The 14,323-nt window shown below is 66.5% G+C and carries 17 protein-coding genes; 13 read left to right on the top strand and 4 right to left on the bottom strand.

The window, feature by feature from the left end; genetic code table 11:
* Window positions 1–40: 40 nt before the first annotated feature.
* From AU188_RS10195 to AU188_RS10185, 3 genes are all read left to right on the top strand, one after another.
* Window positions 41–1,183, top strand: coding sequence for an amidohydrolase family protein (locus tag AU188_RS10195; RefSeq protein ID WP_059163598.1), 1,143 nt, complete (start codon window positions 41–43; stop codon window positions 1,181–1,183).
* Between the two features lies 1 nt (window position 1,184).
* Window positions 1,185–1,577, top strand: a complete 393-nt coding sequence (locus tag AU188_RS10190; RefSeq protein WP_059163597.1) for a Rieske (2Fe-2S) protein — start codon at window positions 1,185–1,187, stop codon at window positions 1,575–1,577.
* Window positions 1,578–1,638: 61 nt separating this feature from the next.
* Window positions 1,639–2,541: an alpha/beta fold hydrolase gene (locus tag AU188_RS10185; protein WP_059163824.1), complete on the top strand. Its 903-nt coding sequence runs from the start codon at window positions 1,639–1,641 to the stop codon at window positions 2,539–2,541.
* A 41-nt stretch (window positions 2,542–2,582) separates the two neighbouring features.
* Here AU188_RS10185 and AU188_RS10180 read toward each other — a convergent pair whose 3' ends face one another.
* On the bottom strand, window positions 2,583–3,065 hold the full coding sequence (locus AU188_RS10180) for a hypothetical protein (protein ID WP_059163596.1): 483 nt from the start codon (window positions 3,063–3,065) through the stop codon (window positions 2,583–2,585).
* A gap of 36 nt (window positions 3,066–3,101) precedes the next feature.
* Here AU188_RS10180 and AU188_RS10175 point away from each other — a divergent pair, with 36 nt between their 5' ends.
* The 10 genes from AU188_RS10175 to AU188_RS10130 all read left to right on the top strand — a co-directional run bounded on the left by AU188_RS10175 (window position 3,102) and on the right by AU188_RS10130 (window position 12,396).
* Window positions 3,102–4,403, top strand: a complete 1,302-nt coding sequence (locus AU188_RS10175; protein WP_059163595.1) for an NADH-ubiquinone oxidoreductase-F iron-sulfur binding region domain-containing protein — start codon at window positions 3,102–3,104, stop codon at window positions 4,401–4,403.
* Window positions 4,400–4,714, top strand: coding sequence for a ferredoxin (locus AU188_RS10170; protein ID WP_059163594.1), 315 nt, complete (start codon window positions 4,400–4,402; stop codon window positions 4,712–4,714). The genes AU188_RS10175 and AU188_RS10170 overlap by 4 nt, the downstream gene beginning before the upstream one ends.
* Window positions 4,711–6,366 carry a thiolase C-terminal domain-containing protein gene (locus tag AU188_RS10165; RefSeq protein WP_059163593.1) on the top strand — a complete coding sequence of 552 codons (1,656 nt, stop codon included), beginning with the start codon at window positions 4,711–4,713 and terminating at the stop codon, window positions 6,364–6,366. Before AU188_RS10170 ends, AU188_RS10165 begins: the two co-directional genes overlap by 4 nt.
* Before the next feature lie 74 nt (window positions 6,367–6,440).
* On the top strand, window positions 6,441–7,286 hold the full coding sequence (locus tag AU188_RS10160) for an alpha/beta hydrolase (protein WP_059163823.1): 846 nt from the start codon (window positions 6,441–6,443) through the stop codon (window positions 7,284–7,286).
* Entirely contained in the window at window positions 7,286–8,104 is an 819-nt protein-coding gene (locus AU188_RS10155; protein WP_059163592.1) for an NAD(P)-dependent oxidoreductase, read from the top strand. Before AU188_RS10160 ends, AU188_RS10155 begins: the two co-directional genes overlap by 1 nt.
* Window positions 8,101–8,892 carry an NAD(P)-dependent oxidoreductase gene (locus tag AU188_RS10150; RefSeq protein ID WP_059163591.1) on the top strand — a complete coding sequence of 264 codons (792 nt, stop codon included), beginning with the start codon at window positions 8,101–8,103 and terminating at the stop codon, window positions 8,890–8,892. Before AU188_RS10155 ends, AU188_RS10150 begins: the two co-directional genes overlap by 4 nt.
* A 112-nt stretch (window positions 8,893–9,004) precedes the next feature.
* Entirely contained in the window at window positions 9,005–10,207 is a 1,203-nt protein-coding gene (locus tag AU188_RS10145) for a cytochrome P450 (protein WP_059163590.1), read from the top strand.
* A 28-nt stretch (window positions 10,208–10,235) separates the two neighbouring features.
* Window positions 10,236–10,436 carry a ferredoxin gene (locus AU188_RS10140; protein WP_059101950.1) on the top strand — a complete coding sequence of 67 codons (201 nt, stop codon included), beginning with the start codon at window positions 10,236–10,238 and terminating at the stop codon, window positions 10,434–10,436.
* Entirely contained in the window at window positions 10,433–11,638 is a 1,206-nt protein-coding gene (locus AU188_RS10135; protein ID WP_059163589.1) for a cytochrome P450, read from the top strand. Before AU188_RS10140 ends, AU188_RS10135 begins: the two co-directional genes overlap by 4 nt.
* Window positions 11,638–12,396, top strand: coding sequence for an alpha/beta fold hydrolase (locus tag AU188_RS10130; protein ID WP_059163588.1), 759 nt, complete (start codon window positions 11,638–11,640; stop codon window positions 12,394–12,396). The genes AU188_RS10135 and AU188_RS10130 overlap by 1 nt, the downstream gene beginning before the upstream one ends.
* 98 nt (window positions 12,397–12,494) lie before the next feature.
* On the opposite strand, the gene AU188_RS10125 is transcribed toward AU188_RS10130, so the two are convergent.
* From AU188_RS10125 to AU188_RS10115, 3 genes are read right to left on the bottom strand one after another with little or no spacing between them, the layout of a single operon-like run.
* The gene (locus tag AU188_RS10125; RefSeq protein WP_059163587.1) at window positions 12,495–12,782 is read right to left on the bottom strand and encodes a DUF1330 domain-containing protein; all 288 of its coding nucleotides are present in this window, start codon (window positions 12,780–12,782) and stop codon (window positions 12,495–12,497) included.
* A gap of 17 nt (window positions 12,783–12,799) precedes the next feature.
* A complete protein-coding gene (locus AU188_RS10120) occupies window positions 12,800–12,991 on the bottom strand; it encodes a ferredoxin (protein WP_059101953.1) in 192 nt (63 codons plus the stop codon).
* Window positions 12,988–14,286 carry a cytochrome P450 gene (locus AU188_RS10115; RefSeq protein ID WP_059163586.1) on the bottom strand — a complete coding sequence of 433 codons (1,299 nt, stop codon included), beginning with the start codon at window positions 14,284–14,286 and terminating at the stop codon, window positions 12,988–12,990. Before AU188_RS10115 ends, AU188_RS10120 begins: the two co-directional genes overlap by 4 nt.
* Window positions 14,287–14,323 lie beyond the last annotated feature (37 nt).

Genomic DNA, 14,323 nt, shown 5'->3' with positions numbered 1-14,323 from the left:
TCGGGAAGCTTGGGAAAGCAGCGATAGGCAGGGAGCCACGATGACCGCGACAGTGACAGAGCGCAAACCGGCCGCCGAGCGCGTCGCGGTGCGCTGCGTCGACTCCGACGTGCATCCGACGCCGAGAGCGGGTGAGTTGACGCCGTACATCCCGGAGCCATGGCGCAGCAAGTACTTCCTGACGCGCAAGGTCGGCGATCAGATCTATTACGACGCACCCGACTACGCGCACGCCTATGCGATGCGCGTGGACACGTTCCCGTCGGACGGCAACTTCGCCGGCAGCGATCCCGACCTTGCGTTCAAGCAGCTGATCATGGAGGCCGGGGCCGACATCGCGATCCTCGAGCCGGCCGCATATCCGGCGCGTTTCCCGGAGGTCAACCACGCGATGAGCGTCGCGCTCAACGACTGGCAGGCCAACCATTGGCTGGACAGCCACAACAACTGGCATGAGCGCTGGCGCGGATCGGTCTGCGTGGCGATCGAGGCGCCCGAGGATTCGGCCCGCGAGATCGAGCGTTGGGCCGGACATCCCTACATGGGCCAGGTCCTGATCAAGGCCGAACCCCGCCCGGCGTGGGGTGATCCGAAGTACAACCCGATCTGGGAGGCCGCCACCAAGCACGACATCACGGTGAGCTGTCACCTGTCGCGCAGCCATCACGAGGAGCTGCCGATCCCGCCGGTCGGATTCCCCAGTTACAACCACGATTTCATGGTCACCTACTCGCTGCTGGCCGCGAACCAGGTGATGAGCATGGTGTTCGACGGCCTGTTCGACCGGTTCCCGACACTGCGAATCGTGTTGGTGGAGCACGCGTTCACCTGGATTCTGCCGCTGATGTGGCGGATGGACGCGATCTACGAGGCCCGCAAGTCGTGGCTGGACATCAAGCGCAAACCCTCGGAATACGTCAAGGACCACATCAAGTTCACCACCCAACCGCTGGACTACCCCGAGGACAAGACGGAGTTGTCGCGCGCGTTCGAGTGGATGGAGTGCGAGAAGATCCTCCTCTACAGCAGCGACTATCCGCATTGGACGTTCGACGATCCGCGCTGGCTGGTCAAGCACCTGCCCGAGCACGCCCGCGAGGCCGTGATGTTCCGCAACGGCATCGCCACGTACCACCTTCCCGAGACGGTTCCGGCCCTCGAGGGCCAGGTGCGGGTGTTCTGAGTTGGACGAGCAGAAGAAGACGCCCCGGCTGGCCCAGGGGCGTGAGCACGTCGTGGCCACTGTCGACGAAATCCCGCCGGGCAAGCACAAATTGGTGCCGATCGGACGCCACGGCGTCGGCGTGTACAACGTCAATGGCACGTTCTACGCGATCGCGAACTACTGCCCGCACGAGGGCGGCCCGCTGTGTTCGGGCCGCGCCCGCGGTCGCACCGTCGTCGACGACAGCGTGCCCGGCGACGCGGTGATGGTTCGCGACCTCGAGTACATCTACTGCCCGTGGCACCAGTGGGGTTTCGAACTGGCCACCGGCACCACCGCGGTCAAGCCCGAATGGAGCATCCGCACCTACCCGGTTCGGGTGGTCGGCAACGAGGTGCTGGTGCAGGCATGAGCGAAGCTCGCGAGCGAATCATCGGCACAGAATGCCGCGGCGGAGCCTGCGAGGTCGCGGCATGAGCGAAGCTGTCGGCCCCAAGCTCAAGCGCGGCGAGAAGACCATCGAGATCAACGGCGGCAACGTCGTCTACGAAATCCTAGGTAAGGAAGGCGATTTCATCGCGCTCACCCCGGGCGGCCGGTTCAGCAAGGACATCGAGGGACTGCGTCCGTTGGCGCAGGAGCTGGTCAAGGGCGGCTATCGGGTGCTGCTGTGGGACCGGCCCAATTGCGGCAAGTCCGACGTTCAGTTCTACGGGCAGAGCGAATCGCACATGCGCGCCGACACCCTGCACGCGTTGATCACCGGCCTCGACATCGGCCCGTGCATCATCGCCGGCGGTTCTGGCGGCGCCCGCGACTCGATGCTGACCACCATGCTGTATCCCGAGATCGTGCGAAAGCTGGTGGTGTGGAACATCGTCGGCGGCGTGTACGGCTCCTTCGTGCTGGGCTCGTACTACATCGTGCCGAGCATCCTCGCGGTGCGTGGCGCTGGCATGAAGGCGGTTGCCGCCGTCGACGAGTGGAAACAGCGCATTGAAGAAAATCCGGCAAATCGCGAGCGTATCCTCGCTCAGGATCCCGATCAGTTCCTCAAGCTGATGCTGCGGTGGCTCAACGCGTTTGTCCCCAAACCCGGCCAGACCATCCCCGGCGTCGAGGACGAGATGTTCGACAACATCAAGGTTCCGACGCTGATCATCCGCGGCGGTGAGAACGACCTCGACCATCCGAAGCGGACCTCGCTCGAGGTGAGCTGCCTGATCAAGGGCTCCGAACTGATCGACCCGCCGTGGCCCGAGGACGCCTGGGAGCGCGCCGGTGAAGCTCGCGCCTCCGGAAAGGTGAAGCGATTCAACATGTTCGACACGTGGGTGCAGGCTGCGCCCGCGATCTTGAAGTTTCTGGACAGCTAGATGAGCAGGCGAACCTCCCCCGCGGGGGCACACGCGCCGGTTCATACGGACCGGATGCGCACCTCGCAGTTCAGTGACGCCTCGAGCGCGGTGTGGACGCGGCTCTCGGGCACGCGCTCGAGGTCGGCCTTGCGCAACGTCACGTGCACGACGTCCCAGCCGTCGTCGCCCGGCACGCGTTCGATCTCACCGGCCAGCCCCAGACCGGCGAGCACGCCATGCGCATCGGCGTCGGTGCCGCGACTGATGAACGTCACCACGCCGGGTACCGGTGTGGTGCCAAACTCGCCAAAGGCGCGAGCGCACAAGTCGACAGCGGTACGCGTGAGGGTCGCGGGATCGTCGCCTTCGATAAGCAGTTCCACCTCGCGGCGATGGGCAGGCAGGCCGGACAGCTTGTTCTCGATCAGTTCGATGCCCGCCGCGCCAGCCAGCTCGCGCAGGCGGGCCGTGCCCTCATCGAGCTGCGCAGAATCGAGTTCGCCTGCGCGGTCGACGCCGACACGAACCACCGCAGTCCTCATGGCCGTCAGCCTATCCGCGGATTGCAAGGACGCCTCATGACCTCCACCGCCACCGAAGTCGCAGTCACCGCCTGGCCTGACTGCACGCCACGACTTCTGCGCCTCGCGGGCTCGGGTCCGGAGGACTATGCCGACTACGCACAGGCGGGTGGGTACCAGGCGCTGTCCGACACCGAGGCGCTGGCCGAGCAGGTAGACCTGTCCGGACTGCTGGGTCGCGGCGGCGCGGCTTTTCCCATCGGCACCAAACTTCGTTCCGTGCGCGACGCATATCAGCGCGGATCGGACACCGTCGTCGTCGCAAATGGCGAAGAGGGCGAGCCGGCGTCGATCAAAGACCGCTGGTTGCTGCGCCACCGCCCGCACCTGGTGCTCGACGGACTACGCTTGGCCGCCGTCATCGCCGGGGCCGGGCGCGCCTACGTGTACGTTTCCGACGGCCCCGCGGCCAGCGCGGTGAGCATTGCGTTGAGCCAACTTCCGCCAGACACGTTCGGCGGTACCGAAGTCACCGTCGTGATCGTCGAACCGGGTTACGTGGCCGGTGAGGAGACCGCGGCAGTGCGGCGCATCAACGGCGGGCAGGCCAAGCCCACCGACAAGCCGCCGCGGCCCTTCGAGGAGGGGGTGTCCGGGCTGCCGACGATGGTCAGCAACGTCGAGACGTTGGCCAACCTGCCGTTCATTCACGCCCACGGCGCGCAGGCGTTCCGGTCGGTGGGCACGCCGATGTCGCCGGGAACCTTTCTCGCCACCATCACCGGTGGTGCTCGGCCGGCCGTACTTTACGAGATCCCGCACGGCACAAGGTTTTCCGAGCTGCTGCAGGTGCACGGTGTCGACAAAGAGGCCGTCACCGGTGCGTTGATGGGCGGCTACTTCGCCGGCCTGCTCAACACCGACGTCCTCGACGCGACGCTGGACCACGAATCGATGCGCCGCCTGGGCAGTGGCCTCGGCTGCGGGGCCATCTCCATCCTGACCGACGACTGCCCGGTGGCCGTCGCCGCGTCGGTGATGGCCTACTTCGACCGCGAGAACGCCGGCCAGTGCGGAAGCTGCTTCAACGGCACCGCCGCCATGAGCGCGGTCACCTCGGCACTACGCGACGGGGTGGCGACCGACGAAGACGTCGCACGCCTGGAACGGTGGTCAGTGGTGTTGCGCGGCCGCGGCGCCTGCGGCACCCTCGACGGCGCCACCAACATCGCCGCCAGCCTGCTGCGCCAGTTCCCGCAGGCGGTCGCCCGCCATCTCGCCGACGACTGCCAGATCTGCCGTGCCGGCGCCTTCGAAGCAATCCGACCCTACGAAGTGGAGGCGGTGGCCCGATCATGAGCGACGGCTTGAGGATTCGGCTCGACCGAACGCTGTGCGACGGCTTCGGCATCTGCGCCAGGCACGCCCCGGAGTACTTCTCGCTAGACGACTGGGGTTACGCGTCGCTGATCGGCGACGGGACGGTGCCGGAGAAGGACCGCGACGCGGTGATGCGGGCCCTGCTCGACTGTCCCGTCCACGCGATCATCTACATGGGTGAACACCGGCCGTCCGATGACAACGCGGTGCGCGAAGAACCGCGCGAGTCCCCCGAGCCCGATCCGACGGCCGGCGAGAGTAACGAAGCGATCTCGGGATTCGTTCGGTGACCCGGCCGCTGCCGGAACTCACGGTCCTCAACGAGTTCTTCTGGACCGCAGGCGCTGACAACGTGCTGCGCATCCAGGAGTGCCGCGACTGCTCCGCGCTGATCCACCCGCCGCAGCCGGTGTGCCGGTACTGCCGCAGCCACAACATGGGCGTTCGCGACGTGTCGGGCAGGGCCACGCTGTCCGCTTTCACGGTCAATCATCGGTTCGGCTTCCCCGACCTGCCGCCGCCGTATGTGGTGGCTCAGGTCGCCGTAGTCGAGGACCCGCGAGTTCGGTTGACCACCAACATCGTCGACTGCGATCCCGACGCTCTCGAACTCGGCCAACTCGTCGAGGTCACGTTCGAGAAGCTCGCCGATCAAGCCGGAGACGTCTTCCTGCCGGTGTTTCGGCCAAGCGCCGACAAGCAGACCGGCCCCCTTCCCGACGACGAGATCGCGCCGCAGGATTTCGCCAAGCACGTCAGCAGCCCGCTGACCACACACCGGTTCGAGGAACACTCCGCGATCACCGGCATCGGCGCGTCCCGGCTCGGCCGCCGGCTGATGGTGCCGCCGCTGTCGCTGACCATCGAGGCGTGCGAGGCGGCGGTCGCGGACGCGGGCCTGACCTTCGACGACATCGACGGGCTCTCCACCTATCCGGGCCTGGACATCGCGGGCATGGGCGAGGGCGGCGTCTCCGCGCTCGAAGGCGCGCTGGGCATCCGTCCGGCGTGGATCAACGGCGGCATGGACACGTTCGGTCCCGGCGGCTCTGTCATCGCCGCGATGATGGCGATCGCCACCGGCATGGCCCGTCACGTGCTGTGCTTCCGGACGTTGTGGGAGGCCACTTTCCAGCAGCTGATGAAGGAGGGCAAGGCCTCGCCTCCCGGTGGTGCCCGCACGTCGAGCTGGCAGATGCCGTTCGGCGCGATGTCGGCAGCGCACACGCTTGCCCTCAACGCGCAACGACACTTCGACCGGTACGGCACGACGCGGGAGACCCTCGGCTGGATCGCGTTGAACCAGCGCGCGAATGCGGCGCTGAACCCGACTGCCATCTACCGCGATCCGATGAGCATGGACGACTACCTGGGCGCACGGATGATCACCACGCCGTTCGGGCTCTACGACTGCGACGTGCCGTGCGACGGCGCTGTCGCGGTGATCGTCTCGGCCGTCGATGCCGCCAAGGACATGCCGCGCAAACCCGTGCTCTTCGAAGCCGTCGGGACGCAGATCGTCGAGCGCACGGACTGGGACCAGAGCACTCTCACCCACGAGCCCCAGGTGCTCGGCCAGGCGGCGCACCTGTGGACGCGAACCTCACTGCGGCCCAAGGACGTCGACGTCGCCGAGCTGTACGACGGCTTCTCGTTCAACTGTCTGTCCTGGCTGGAAGCGCTCGGCTTCTGCGGTATCGGAGAGGCCAAGGACTTCCTCGACGGCGGTCAGGCGATCGCCCGCGACGGCGTGATCCCGTTGAACACCCACGGCGGTCAGTTGTCCCACGGCCGCACCCACGGCATGGGCCTGATCCACGAGGCGGTCACGCAGTTGCGCGGCGACGCCGGTGACCGACAGGTCAACGATGCGCGCGTCGCCGTGGTCAGCAGCGGCGGGCTGACGCCCAGCGGGGCGATCCTGATGCGGACCGACTCGTGAGTGTGAGGCCGCGCTCTGATGTCGCCGCCGGTGCGGCTCCCCGTCCCCGCGTCGTCCTTGTCGACGGTGTGCCGATGTCAGGGCTCGTCGCCGCCGTCGACGAACCGAGGGCCGTGATCGTTGCGTTCCACGGCGGGGCCAGCACCGCGGCGTATTTCGACTGCCCCGGCCATCCGCGGCTGTCACTGCTTCGCATCGGCGCCGCGTTGGGCTTCACCGTCGTCGCGCTGGACCGACCGGGCTACGGCAGTTCGGCGCCGTATCCGGACGCGATGCAGCAACCGGACCAACGCGTTGCGCTGACCTACGGCGCCGTCGAGAAGGTCCTCGCCGACGGTTCCCACGGCGCCGGGCTGTTCCTGCTCGGCCACTCGGCCGGCTGCCAGCTGGCAGTGCGGATGACCGCAAGTGAAAACGCGGTCGACGCAGGCGTTCTCGGGCTCAGCTTGGCCGGCACCGGCCTGCGGTACAGCGATCAGGCCGCCGAGATGATGAAGACCGCGACGGCCACCCGGCGACCGGTCGGGTTACGTGAACTGCTGTGGCAGCCCGCGCACCTCTATCCGCCCGAGGTGCTCTCCGGCATGACCAACTCCTCCGGTGGCGCGCAGTACGAAGCTCAGACCACCAAAACCTGGCCGCGCCAGGACTTCCCGGCGCTCGCAGCGCAGGTGAGCGTCCCGGTACAGTTCGTCGTCGCCGAGCACGAACGGGTGTGGCGCACTGATTCCGACGCGCTGGCCGACATCGCCGCGGTCTTCACGGCCGCACCCAGGTTCGTGTTCGACGAGCAACGCAATGCCGGACACAACATGTCGTTGTCGGTCAGCGCTGCGGCATACCACCTGAAGGTCTTGTCATTCGTCGAGGAATGTGTAGTCGCGCACTTGAGCGCAGAAACGAAGTTGGAGGCGGGTTGATGCGCGTCGGATTCATCGGGCTGGGCAGTCAGGGCGGTCCCATGGCACGCCGGATCGCCGAAGGCGGTTTCGAGACGACACTGTGGGCCCGCCGAGAGGCCAGCTTGGAACCCTACAAAGACACCCCCGCGAAGACGGCGAGCTCGCCCGCGGAACTGGGCGCCGCCAGCGATCTGGTCTGCCTCTGCGTGGTCGGGGACGACGACGTCCGCGAGGTGCTCAACGGCGAGTCCGGCGTGCTCGCCGGCCTGGCCCCCGGCGGTATAGTCGCCATCCACAGCACCGTACATCCCGACACCTGCCGCGAAATCTCGAAAGCCGCTGCAGAGCAGGGTGTTTCGGTTATCGATGCGCCGGTCAGCGGCGGTGCACCCGCCGTCGAGGAGGGCAAGCTGCTGGTCATGGTCGGCGGCGAGGAGGAGGTCGTCGAACGCTGCCGCCCGGTGTTCGCCACCTATGCCGACCCGATCGTCCACCTCGGCCCGCTGGGCAGCGGACAGGTCACCAAGATCCTCAACAACCTGTTGTTCACCGCGAACCTCGGCGCAGCGTTGAGCACATTGGATCTCGGTGAGTCGCTGGGCATCCCGAGGGTGCGCCTCGCCGAGGTCCTCAACGGCGGATCGGCCACCAGCAAAGCGCTCGGCAGCATCTCCGTGTTCGGCGGCACGGTGGAGGGCCTCGCCCCGATCGCAGGAGCGCTGCTGCAGAAAGACGTTCGGCATGCCGCCAACATCGCCGCCAGCGCATCGGTGTCGGAGGGTTCGGTGTTCACCGTGGCCGACACCGCCCTGGAGTCGATGGAACATCCGCGGTGACCCGCGTCGGGTTCGTCGGGGCGGGCCGGATGGGCGCCCCGATGGTGCGCCGTCTCGTCGCAACCGGTCATGACGTCGCAGCTCTTGGCCGGACCGACGACAAGCGCGCTGCCGTGCGCGATCTCGGCGCGCGCCCGGTCGACACCGTGACCGACGCCGCCGACGCCGACGTGGTGATCGTGTGCGTTTTCACCGACGAGCAGGTGCAACAGATCTGCCTGCACGACGGGTTGGTGGCGGCGATGCGCCCGCGCGCCTCGCTCGTGATCCACACGACCGGAAGCCCCGCCACCGCACGGACCATTGCCGGGCAGTTCCCCGATGTCGACGTCGTCGACGCCCCGGTCAGCGGCGGCCCGCACAACATCGCCGCCGGCCAGGTGACCCTGTTCGTCGGCGGCTCCGACGAGGCGGTCGCCCGGGTGCAATCCGTGATGGGCGCCTACGGCGACCCGATCCTGCATGTCGGTGCGCTCGGCGCGGGCCAGGCCGTCAAGTTGATCAACAACGCGTTGTTCGCCGCGCAGATCGGTTTGCTCGCCGAATCCGTGACGCTGGGCGCTTCCCTCGGGGTGGACGAGGCCGAACTGCTCGCGTCGATATCCCATGGCAGCGGGGCAAGCCGCGTCGGCGAGTTCATCTCCGCACGCGGGTCGGTGTCCGGGTTCGTAGCCGATGTCGGCGAGTTCATCGGCAAAGACGTCGACGTGGTCCGCAAAACGGCGGCTGAGCTGGGCCGTGATCTCGGCTTACTCGACGACGTCATCAACGCCGGAATTCGACCATGAAGACAGCGATTCGCCCTACTCAAACCCTTCCCATGGGGGATACTATTGACGTTACACAATTGCGCCCTCGCGTAACGGAAGCGGTTACTAGCCCACCGCGAAAGAGGAGATCATGACCAAGCCGAAACTCGTGTTCGACCCGTATTCGCAGGAGTACTTCGACGACCCGTATGAGATCTACGCCCGGATGCGCGACGAGACGCCGATCTACTACGACGAGGAGCAGGACTTCTACGCGCTGACGCGGCATGCGGACGTTGCAGCGGCCCTCAAGGACCACGAGTCGTTCTCGTCGACCCGCGGCTGCCACCTGAACATGGTCAAGTCCGGCAAGGGGTTCCAGAAATCCATCATCTTCATGGATCCGCCCGAACACCGCTTCATGCGCAGCCTGCTCAACAAGGCGTTCACCCCTCGGGCCATCCAGTCGCAGCGCGACACCGTCGTCGAACTCGTCGAGCACTATCTGTCCAAGGTGGATCCCGACAACTTCGATGTGGTGCAGGACTTCTCCGGTCCGTTCCCCGTCGAGGTGATCACCCGGATGGCAGGGGTGCCCGAGGAATTCCGTCAACAGGTACGGCACTGGATCGACAAGGGCCTGGAAGTCAAGCCCGGGCAGCTGGATCTATCCGAAGAGAACATGCAGGCCAACATGGACGCCGGGGTGTACTACTTCGGGCTCGTGCAGGAGCGCCGGCAGGATCCCCAGGACGACATGATCAGCCGCCTGATCGCCGCGGAGGTTCCCGGCGAGAACGGCGAAATGCGCAAACTCGACGACATCGAGATCACCGGCTTCGTCGCACTACTCGGCGGCGCGGGCGCCGAAACCGTCACCAAGTTGGTCGGCAGCGCGGTGGTCGAGTTCGCGCGGCATCCCGAGCAGTGGCAGATGCTGCTCGACGACCGCAGCCTGGTACCTGCTGCCGTCGAAGAGTTGCTGCGCTACGTGGGCCCGGTGCAGTACAACGTGCGCTATACCCTCAGGGAGGCCGAAGTGCCCAGCGGCACGATTCCCGCGCACAAGCCGGTGTTCCTGATGAAAGCGGCCGCCAACCGCGACCCCCGCGCCTTCGACGACGGCGAGACGTTCGACATCACCCGTGACCGCACGCAGGCGCAGAACCTGGGCCTGGGCTACGGCATCCACAGTTGCCTCGGCGCCGCGCTGGCCCGGTTGGAGACCACCATCGCGCTCGAGCACCTGCTCGATTTCATGCCGCGCTACGAGGTCGATTTCGACGGTCTGCAACGCGTGCACATGCAGAACGTCGCCGGGTACCACCACGTGCCCGTGAAGGTGTTGAAGTGACCGCTGGGGTGAGGAGGAGGGCGCTTCTGTGACTCAGAAAATCGTCGTCGACTTCGGGCTCTGCGAAAGCAACGGGGTGTGCATGGGCATCATCCCCGAGGTGTTCGATCTCGATGACCAGGACTACCTTCATGTGCTACAGGAAGAAGTGACGCCGGAGAACGAGCAGCAGGTCCGGGAAGCGGTGCGCCAGTGCCCGCGGCAGGCGATCTCGATCGAAGACGAATGACGGCAACCGAACTCGTCTTTGACCCGTTCTCCGAAGAATTCTTCAACGGACCGTGGGAGGTCTACCGCCGCCTGCGTGAGGAGGCGCCGGTCTACTACAACGCGGAGCACGACTTCTACGCACTGTCCCGGCACGAGGACGTGGCCGCGGCGTACAAGGACTTCCAGACGTACTCGTCGGCGTACGGCCTCGACCTGGCGACGGTGCGGTCCGATGAACCGATGGTCGCGAAGATGATCATCGTCATGGACCCGCCCGAACACCGGCAGATGCGCAGCCTCGTCAACAAGGTGTTCACCCCGCGCGCCATCCAGGCGCTCAAACCCATGGTCACCGAGACCATCGAGCGGTACCTGTCGCGGGTCGACCGCGACCGCTTCGACGTGGTTCAGGACTTCTCGGCGCTGTTCCCGGTCGAAGTGATCACCCAGATGCTCGGGGTGCCGGAGGAATACCGTCAGCAGGTGCGCGAGTGGGTGGACATCTCCCTGCATCGCGAACCCGGGCAGATCGAGATGTCCGAGAAGGGATTGCAGGCGGTCGCGGAATCGATGGCTCTGTATTACAAGCTGATTCAGGAGCGGCGGGCCGAGCCGCGCGACGACATGTTCAGCCGCCTGATCGCCGCCGAGATCGAGCGGGACGACGGCGGCAAGCAGACGCTGGACGACTTCGAGATCGCCGGCTTCGCCACACTTCTCGGTGGCGCGGGCGCTGAGACCGTCACCAAACTGGTCGGCAACGCCGCGGTGACGTTTGCGCGCAACCCCGACCAGTGGCAGAAGCTGCTCGATGACCGCAGCAAGATTCCGGACGCGGTGGAAGAGTTGCTGCGCTATGAGGCGCCCAACCAGTACAACGTCCGGCGCTCCATGCGGGAGGTGCACCTGCACGGGGTGACGATCCCGGCCGGCAAACCGGTATTCCTGCTCGCCGGTTCGGCCAACCGGGACCCCGAGGCGTTCACCGACGCCGACACGTTCGACATCGATCGGGATCGCACCGAGGCGCAGAACCTCGGGTTCGGCTACGGCGTGCACAGTTGTCTGGGCGCCGCGCTCGCCCGGATGGAAAGTGCCATCGCGCTGGAGAGCCTCTTGGACTTCATGCCACGGTATGAGGTGATTTTCGACGAGTGCCGGCGGGTGGCCGCCCAGAACGTCGCCGGCTGGTCGAGTGTGCCGGTGCGAGTGCTGCACTGATGCGATTCGTCTTCGTGCACGGCGGTTTTCACGCCGCCTGGTGCTGGGAACGCACCATCGCCGAGTTACAGGACATGGGCCACGACGCGGTGGCCGTAGACCTGCCCGGCCACGGCGCGCGCACGGAGCAGGAGTCGACACTGGCCAACCGCCGCGACGCGATCGTGTCGGTGATGCAACCCGGTGACGTGCTCGTCGGACACTCCGGCGGCGGGTTCGACGCCACCCTGGCCGCCGACGCCCGCCCGGATCTGGTCAGTCACATCATCTACCTGGCTGCGGCGCTACCCCGCGAGGGCCGCACCTATCCCGAGGCGATGGCGATGCGGGACTCTGAGGACGGCGAGTTCGATGCCGACGTCGGAGAGATGTTGAGCTATCTGAAGTTCGACGACGACGGTGCGATGTGGTTCGCCGATTTCGACGGCGCGTGGCAGTACTTCTACCACGACTGCGACGAGGCCACCGCGCGGTGGGCGTTCGAGCGCCTCGGCCCGGAACGGTTCGGCGACACCACGGTGACGCCGGTGTCGGTGCCCTCGTTCTGGGCCGCCGAACTCGCCCGCAGCTTCATCCGCTGTCTGCAGGATCGCTCGATGCCACGCTGGCTGGCCGATACCGTGACGCGCCGCCTCGGCGTCGAGCAGTTGACGATCGACACGTCGCACTCGCCGTTCCTGAGCAAGCCGCGCGAGCTCGCCGGACTCCTGGTGCACGCCACCACGACATCACCGACCGGCCCCCTGGTGCCCCACTGACCCAGCTGAACACCGCCGCTCATCGCTGCGCCGAGATCGACGTTTTGGCGGTTTTCACTCCAACTTTTCCGCCAGAACGTCGGTTTGGGCGATGGTGATCAGCCGAGGCCGTGCAGGATGACGCCGTTGCAGTCGGCGGCGGCTTGCCGCAACTTGACCGCCTCCTGATAGGCGTCGGAGTTGTACCACTCGCGGGCCGCCTCTTCCGACTCGAACTCCAGCAACACGGTCTGCGTGCCGTGCCACTCGCCCTCGAGCAGCTCGGGCTTCTGGTCGAACGACAGCAGCGTGGACCCGGCCATCGCCTTGCCGGCCAGCTTGGCGTACTCGGCCATGCCTGCTGGGTCCTTCACGTCCTCGGTGATGAGGATGTACGCCTTGGGCACTGAAAACTCCTTCGTGGTCAGTCGATTTCGCGGATCGCTTGTTCCGGACAGTTTTGGATGGCGTCGCGCGCGGCGTCCTCCAGCCCGACAGGCACGTCGCCCGGATCGGCAACCGCCCAGCCGTCGTCGGTCATCTCGAACACCTCGGGGCACAACGTCAGGCACATGCCGTGGCCCGCACAGCGGTCTTCGTCGACGGTGACCTTCATCGGGCACCACCGTCGACGAGATCGAACTCCAGGTGCAACTCGGTGAGACCGCGCAGGATGTACGTCGGGATGTAGCAGTAGCGGCGCGAACCGGCAGGGCCGTGGTGCTTTTCGCTGATGCGGATGTCGGTCGTGCGGTCCAGCAATCGCTCCAGCCCGACACGCGTTTCGGCGCGGGCCAGCGGCGCTCCCGGGCAGCTGTGGATGCCGCGACCGAACGCCAGATGCTGACGGGCGTTCTTGCGTTCGGGATCGAAGGTGTCGGGATCTTCGAAACGGCGCGGGTCGCGGTTGGCGGCCCCGTTGATCACCATCACTGTGCAGCCTGCTCCGAGCGACTGCTCGCCGATGTTCGTCGGCACCCGCGACAGCCGGAAGTCGCCCTTGACGGGGCTTTCGATGCGCAGGCACTCCTCGATGAAATTCGGTAGCAGGCTGCGGTCCTCGCGTAACTTGCGCTGAATGTCGGGGTTGTCGCCCATCACCTTCAGCGCCGTCGACAACAGCCGCACCGTGGTTTCCTGTCCGGCGGAGAACACGTTGGTCGCCACCCGCACGACGTCGCCCACCTCGGGCAGCGTCCCGTCGGGGAACGTGGCCGTCGCCAACCCGGTCAGCACGTCCTCACGCGGCTCACGACGACGATCCTCGACATACTCGGCGAACACCTCGTAGAGGTATTCCAGTGGCGTCTTGGTGAGCGTCTTCTCGGCGTTGCCGAGCCCGCCGCCGTGGGTGCCGCGCGCGAGCCGCTCGAGCAGTTCGGGGCGGTCCTCGTCGGGGACGCCGAGCAGATCTGCGATGACGCGCAACGTGAACGGCCCGGCGAAGCCCTTGATGAACTCGCCCTCACCCGGCGCAAGGAACTCGTCGAGGATGTCGTCGGCCAGCTGCCACATCGCGTCCTCGTTCTCCTTGAGGCGCTTGGGCGTGATCAGCCGCATCAGCAGGGCGCGGTGATTGGTGTGCGTCGGCGGGTCCAGCGTCGGCAACTGGTCGCTGAACGGGATCTCGTCGCGGTGCTGGTTGATCAGGTCCGTGATGTCGTCGTCCTGCAAGCCGTCGAGCGGCACCGGAAAGCCGGGGAACGGGCCCGTCACCGAGATGCACGACGAGAACGTCTCGGCGTCGTTGTAGACGTCGACGGCCTCCTGCCAGCCGGTCACCATCGTCACGCCGTAGTGGTCCTCCCGGCTGACCGGGCACTTGTCGCGAAGTGCCGCGTAGAACGGGTACGGGTCGTCGGTCAGACGGCCGTCCCGGAAGAAGTCGACCGAGGTGAGGTCCTCCGTCATTGGCCCTCCGTTTCGACGATCTCAGCAGGAGAGAACG

Origin of the sequence: Mycobacterium sp. IS-3022 (assembly GCF_001500065.1) — a bacterium.
In the GTDB taxonomy this organism is placed as follows: Bacteria; Actinomycetota; Actinomycetes; order Mycobacteriales; family Mycobacteriaceae; genus Mycobacterium.
The sequence above is the reverse complement of the archived record's forward strand: the minus strand, read 5'-3'. Positions and strand labels throughout refer to the sequence as shown.

Bases quoted from the DNA above. Each gene is read 5' to 3' on its own strand.
- AU188_RS10120 (WP_059101953.1), bottom strand. From the start codon at position 12,991: ATGAAGGTCACCGTCGACGAAGACCGCTGTGCGGGCCACGGCATGTGC.
- AU188_RS10135 (WP_059163589.1), top strand. From the start codon at position 10,433: ATGACGGCAACCGAACTCGTCTTTGACCCGTTCTCCGAAGAATTCTTC.
- AU188_RS10175 (WP_059163595.1), top strand. From the start codon at position 3,102: ATGACCTCCACCGCCACCGAAGTCGCAGTCACCGCCTGGCCTGACTGC.
- AU188_RS10145 (WP_059163590.1), top strand. From the start codon at position 9,005: ATGACCAAGCCGAAACTCGTGTTCGACCCGTATTCGCAGGAGTACTTC.
- AU188_RS10155 (WP_059163592.1), top strand. From the start codon at position 7,286: ATGCGCGTCGGATTCATCGGGCTGGGCAGTCAGGGCGGTCCCATGGCA.
- AU188_RS10195 (WP_059163598.1), top strand. From the start codon at position 41: ATGACCGCGACAGTGACAGAGCGCAAACCGGCCGCCGAGCGCGTCGCG.
- AU188_RS10180 (WP_059163596.1), bottom strand. From the start codon at position 3,065: ATGAGGACTGCGGTGGTTCGTGTCGGCGTCGACCGCGCAGGCGAACTC.
- AU188_RS10115 (WP_059163586.1), bottom strand. From the start codon at position 14,286: ATGACGGAGGACCTCACCTCGGTCGACTTCTTCCGGGACGGCCGTCTG.
- AU188_RS10130 (WP_059163588.1), top strand. From the start codon at position 11,638: ATGCGATTCGTCTTCGTGCACGGCGGTTTTCACGCCGCCTGGTGCTGG.
- AU188_RS10160 (WP_059163823.1), top strand. From the start codon at position 6,441: ATGTCAGGGCTCGTCGCCGCCGTCGACGAACCGAGGGCCGTGATCGTT.
- AU188_RS10170 (WP_059163594.1), top strand. From the start codon at position 4,400: ATGAGCGACGGCTTGAGGATTCGGCTCGACCGAACGCTGTGCGACGGC.
- AU188_RS10185 (WP_059163824.1), top strand. From the start codon at position 1,639: ATGAGCGAAGCTGTCGGCCCCAAGCTCAAGCGCGGCGAGAAGACCATC.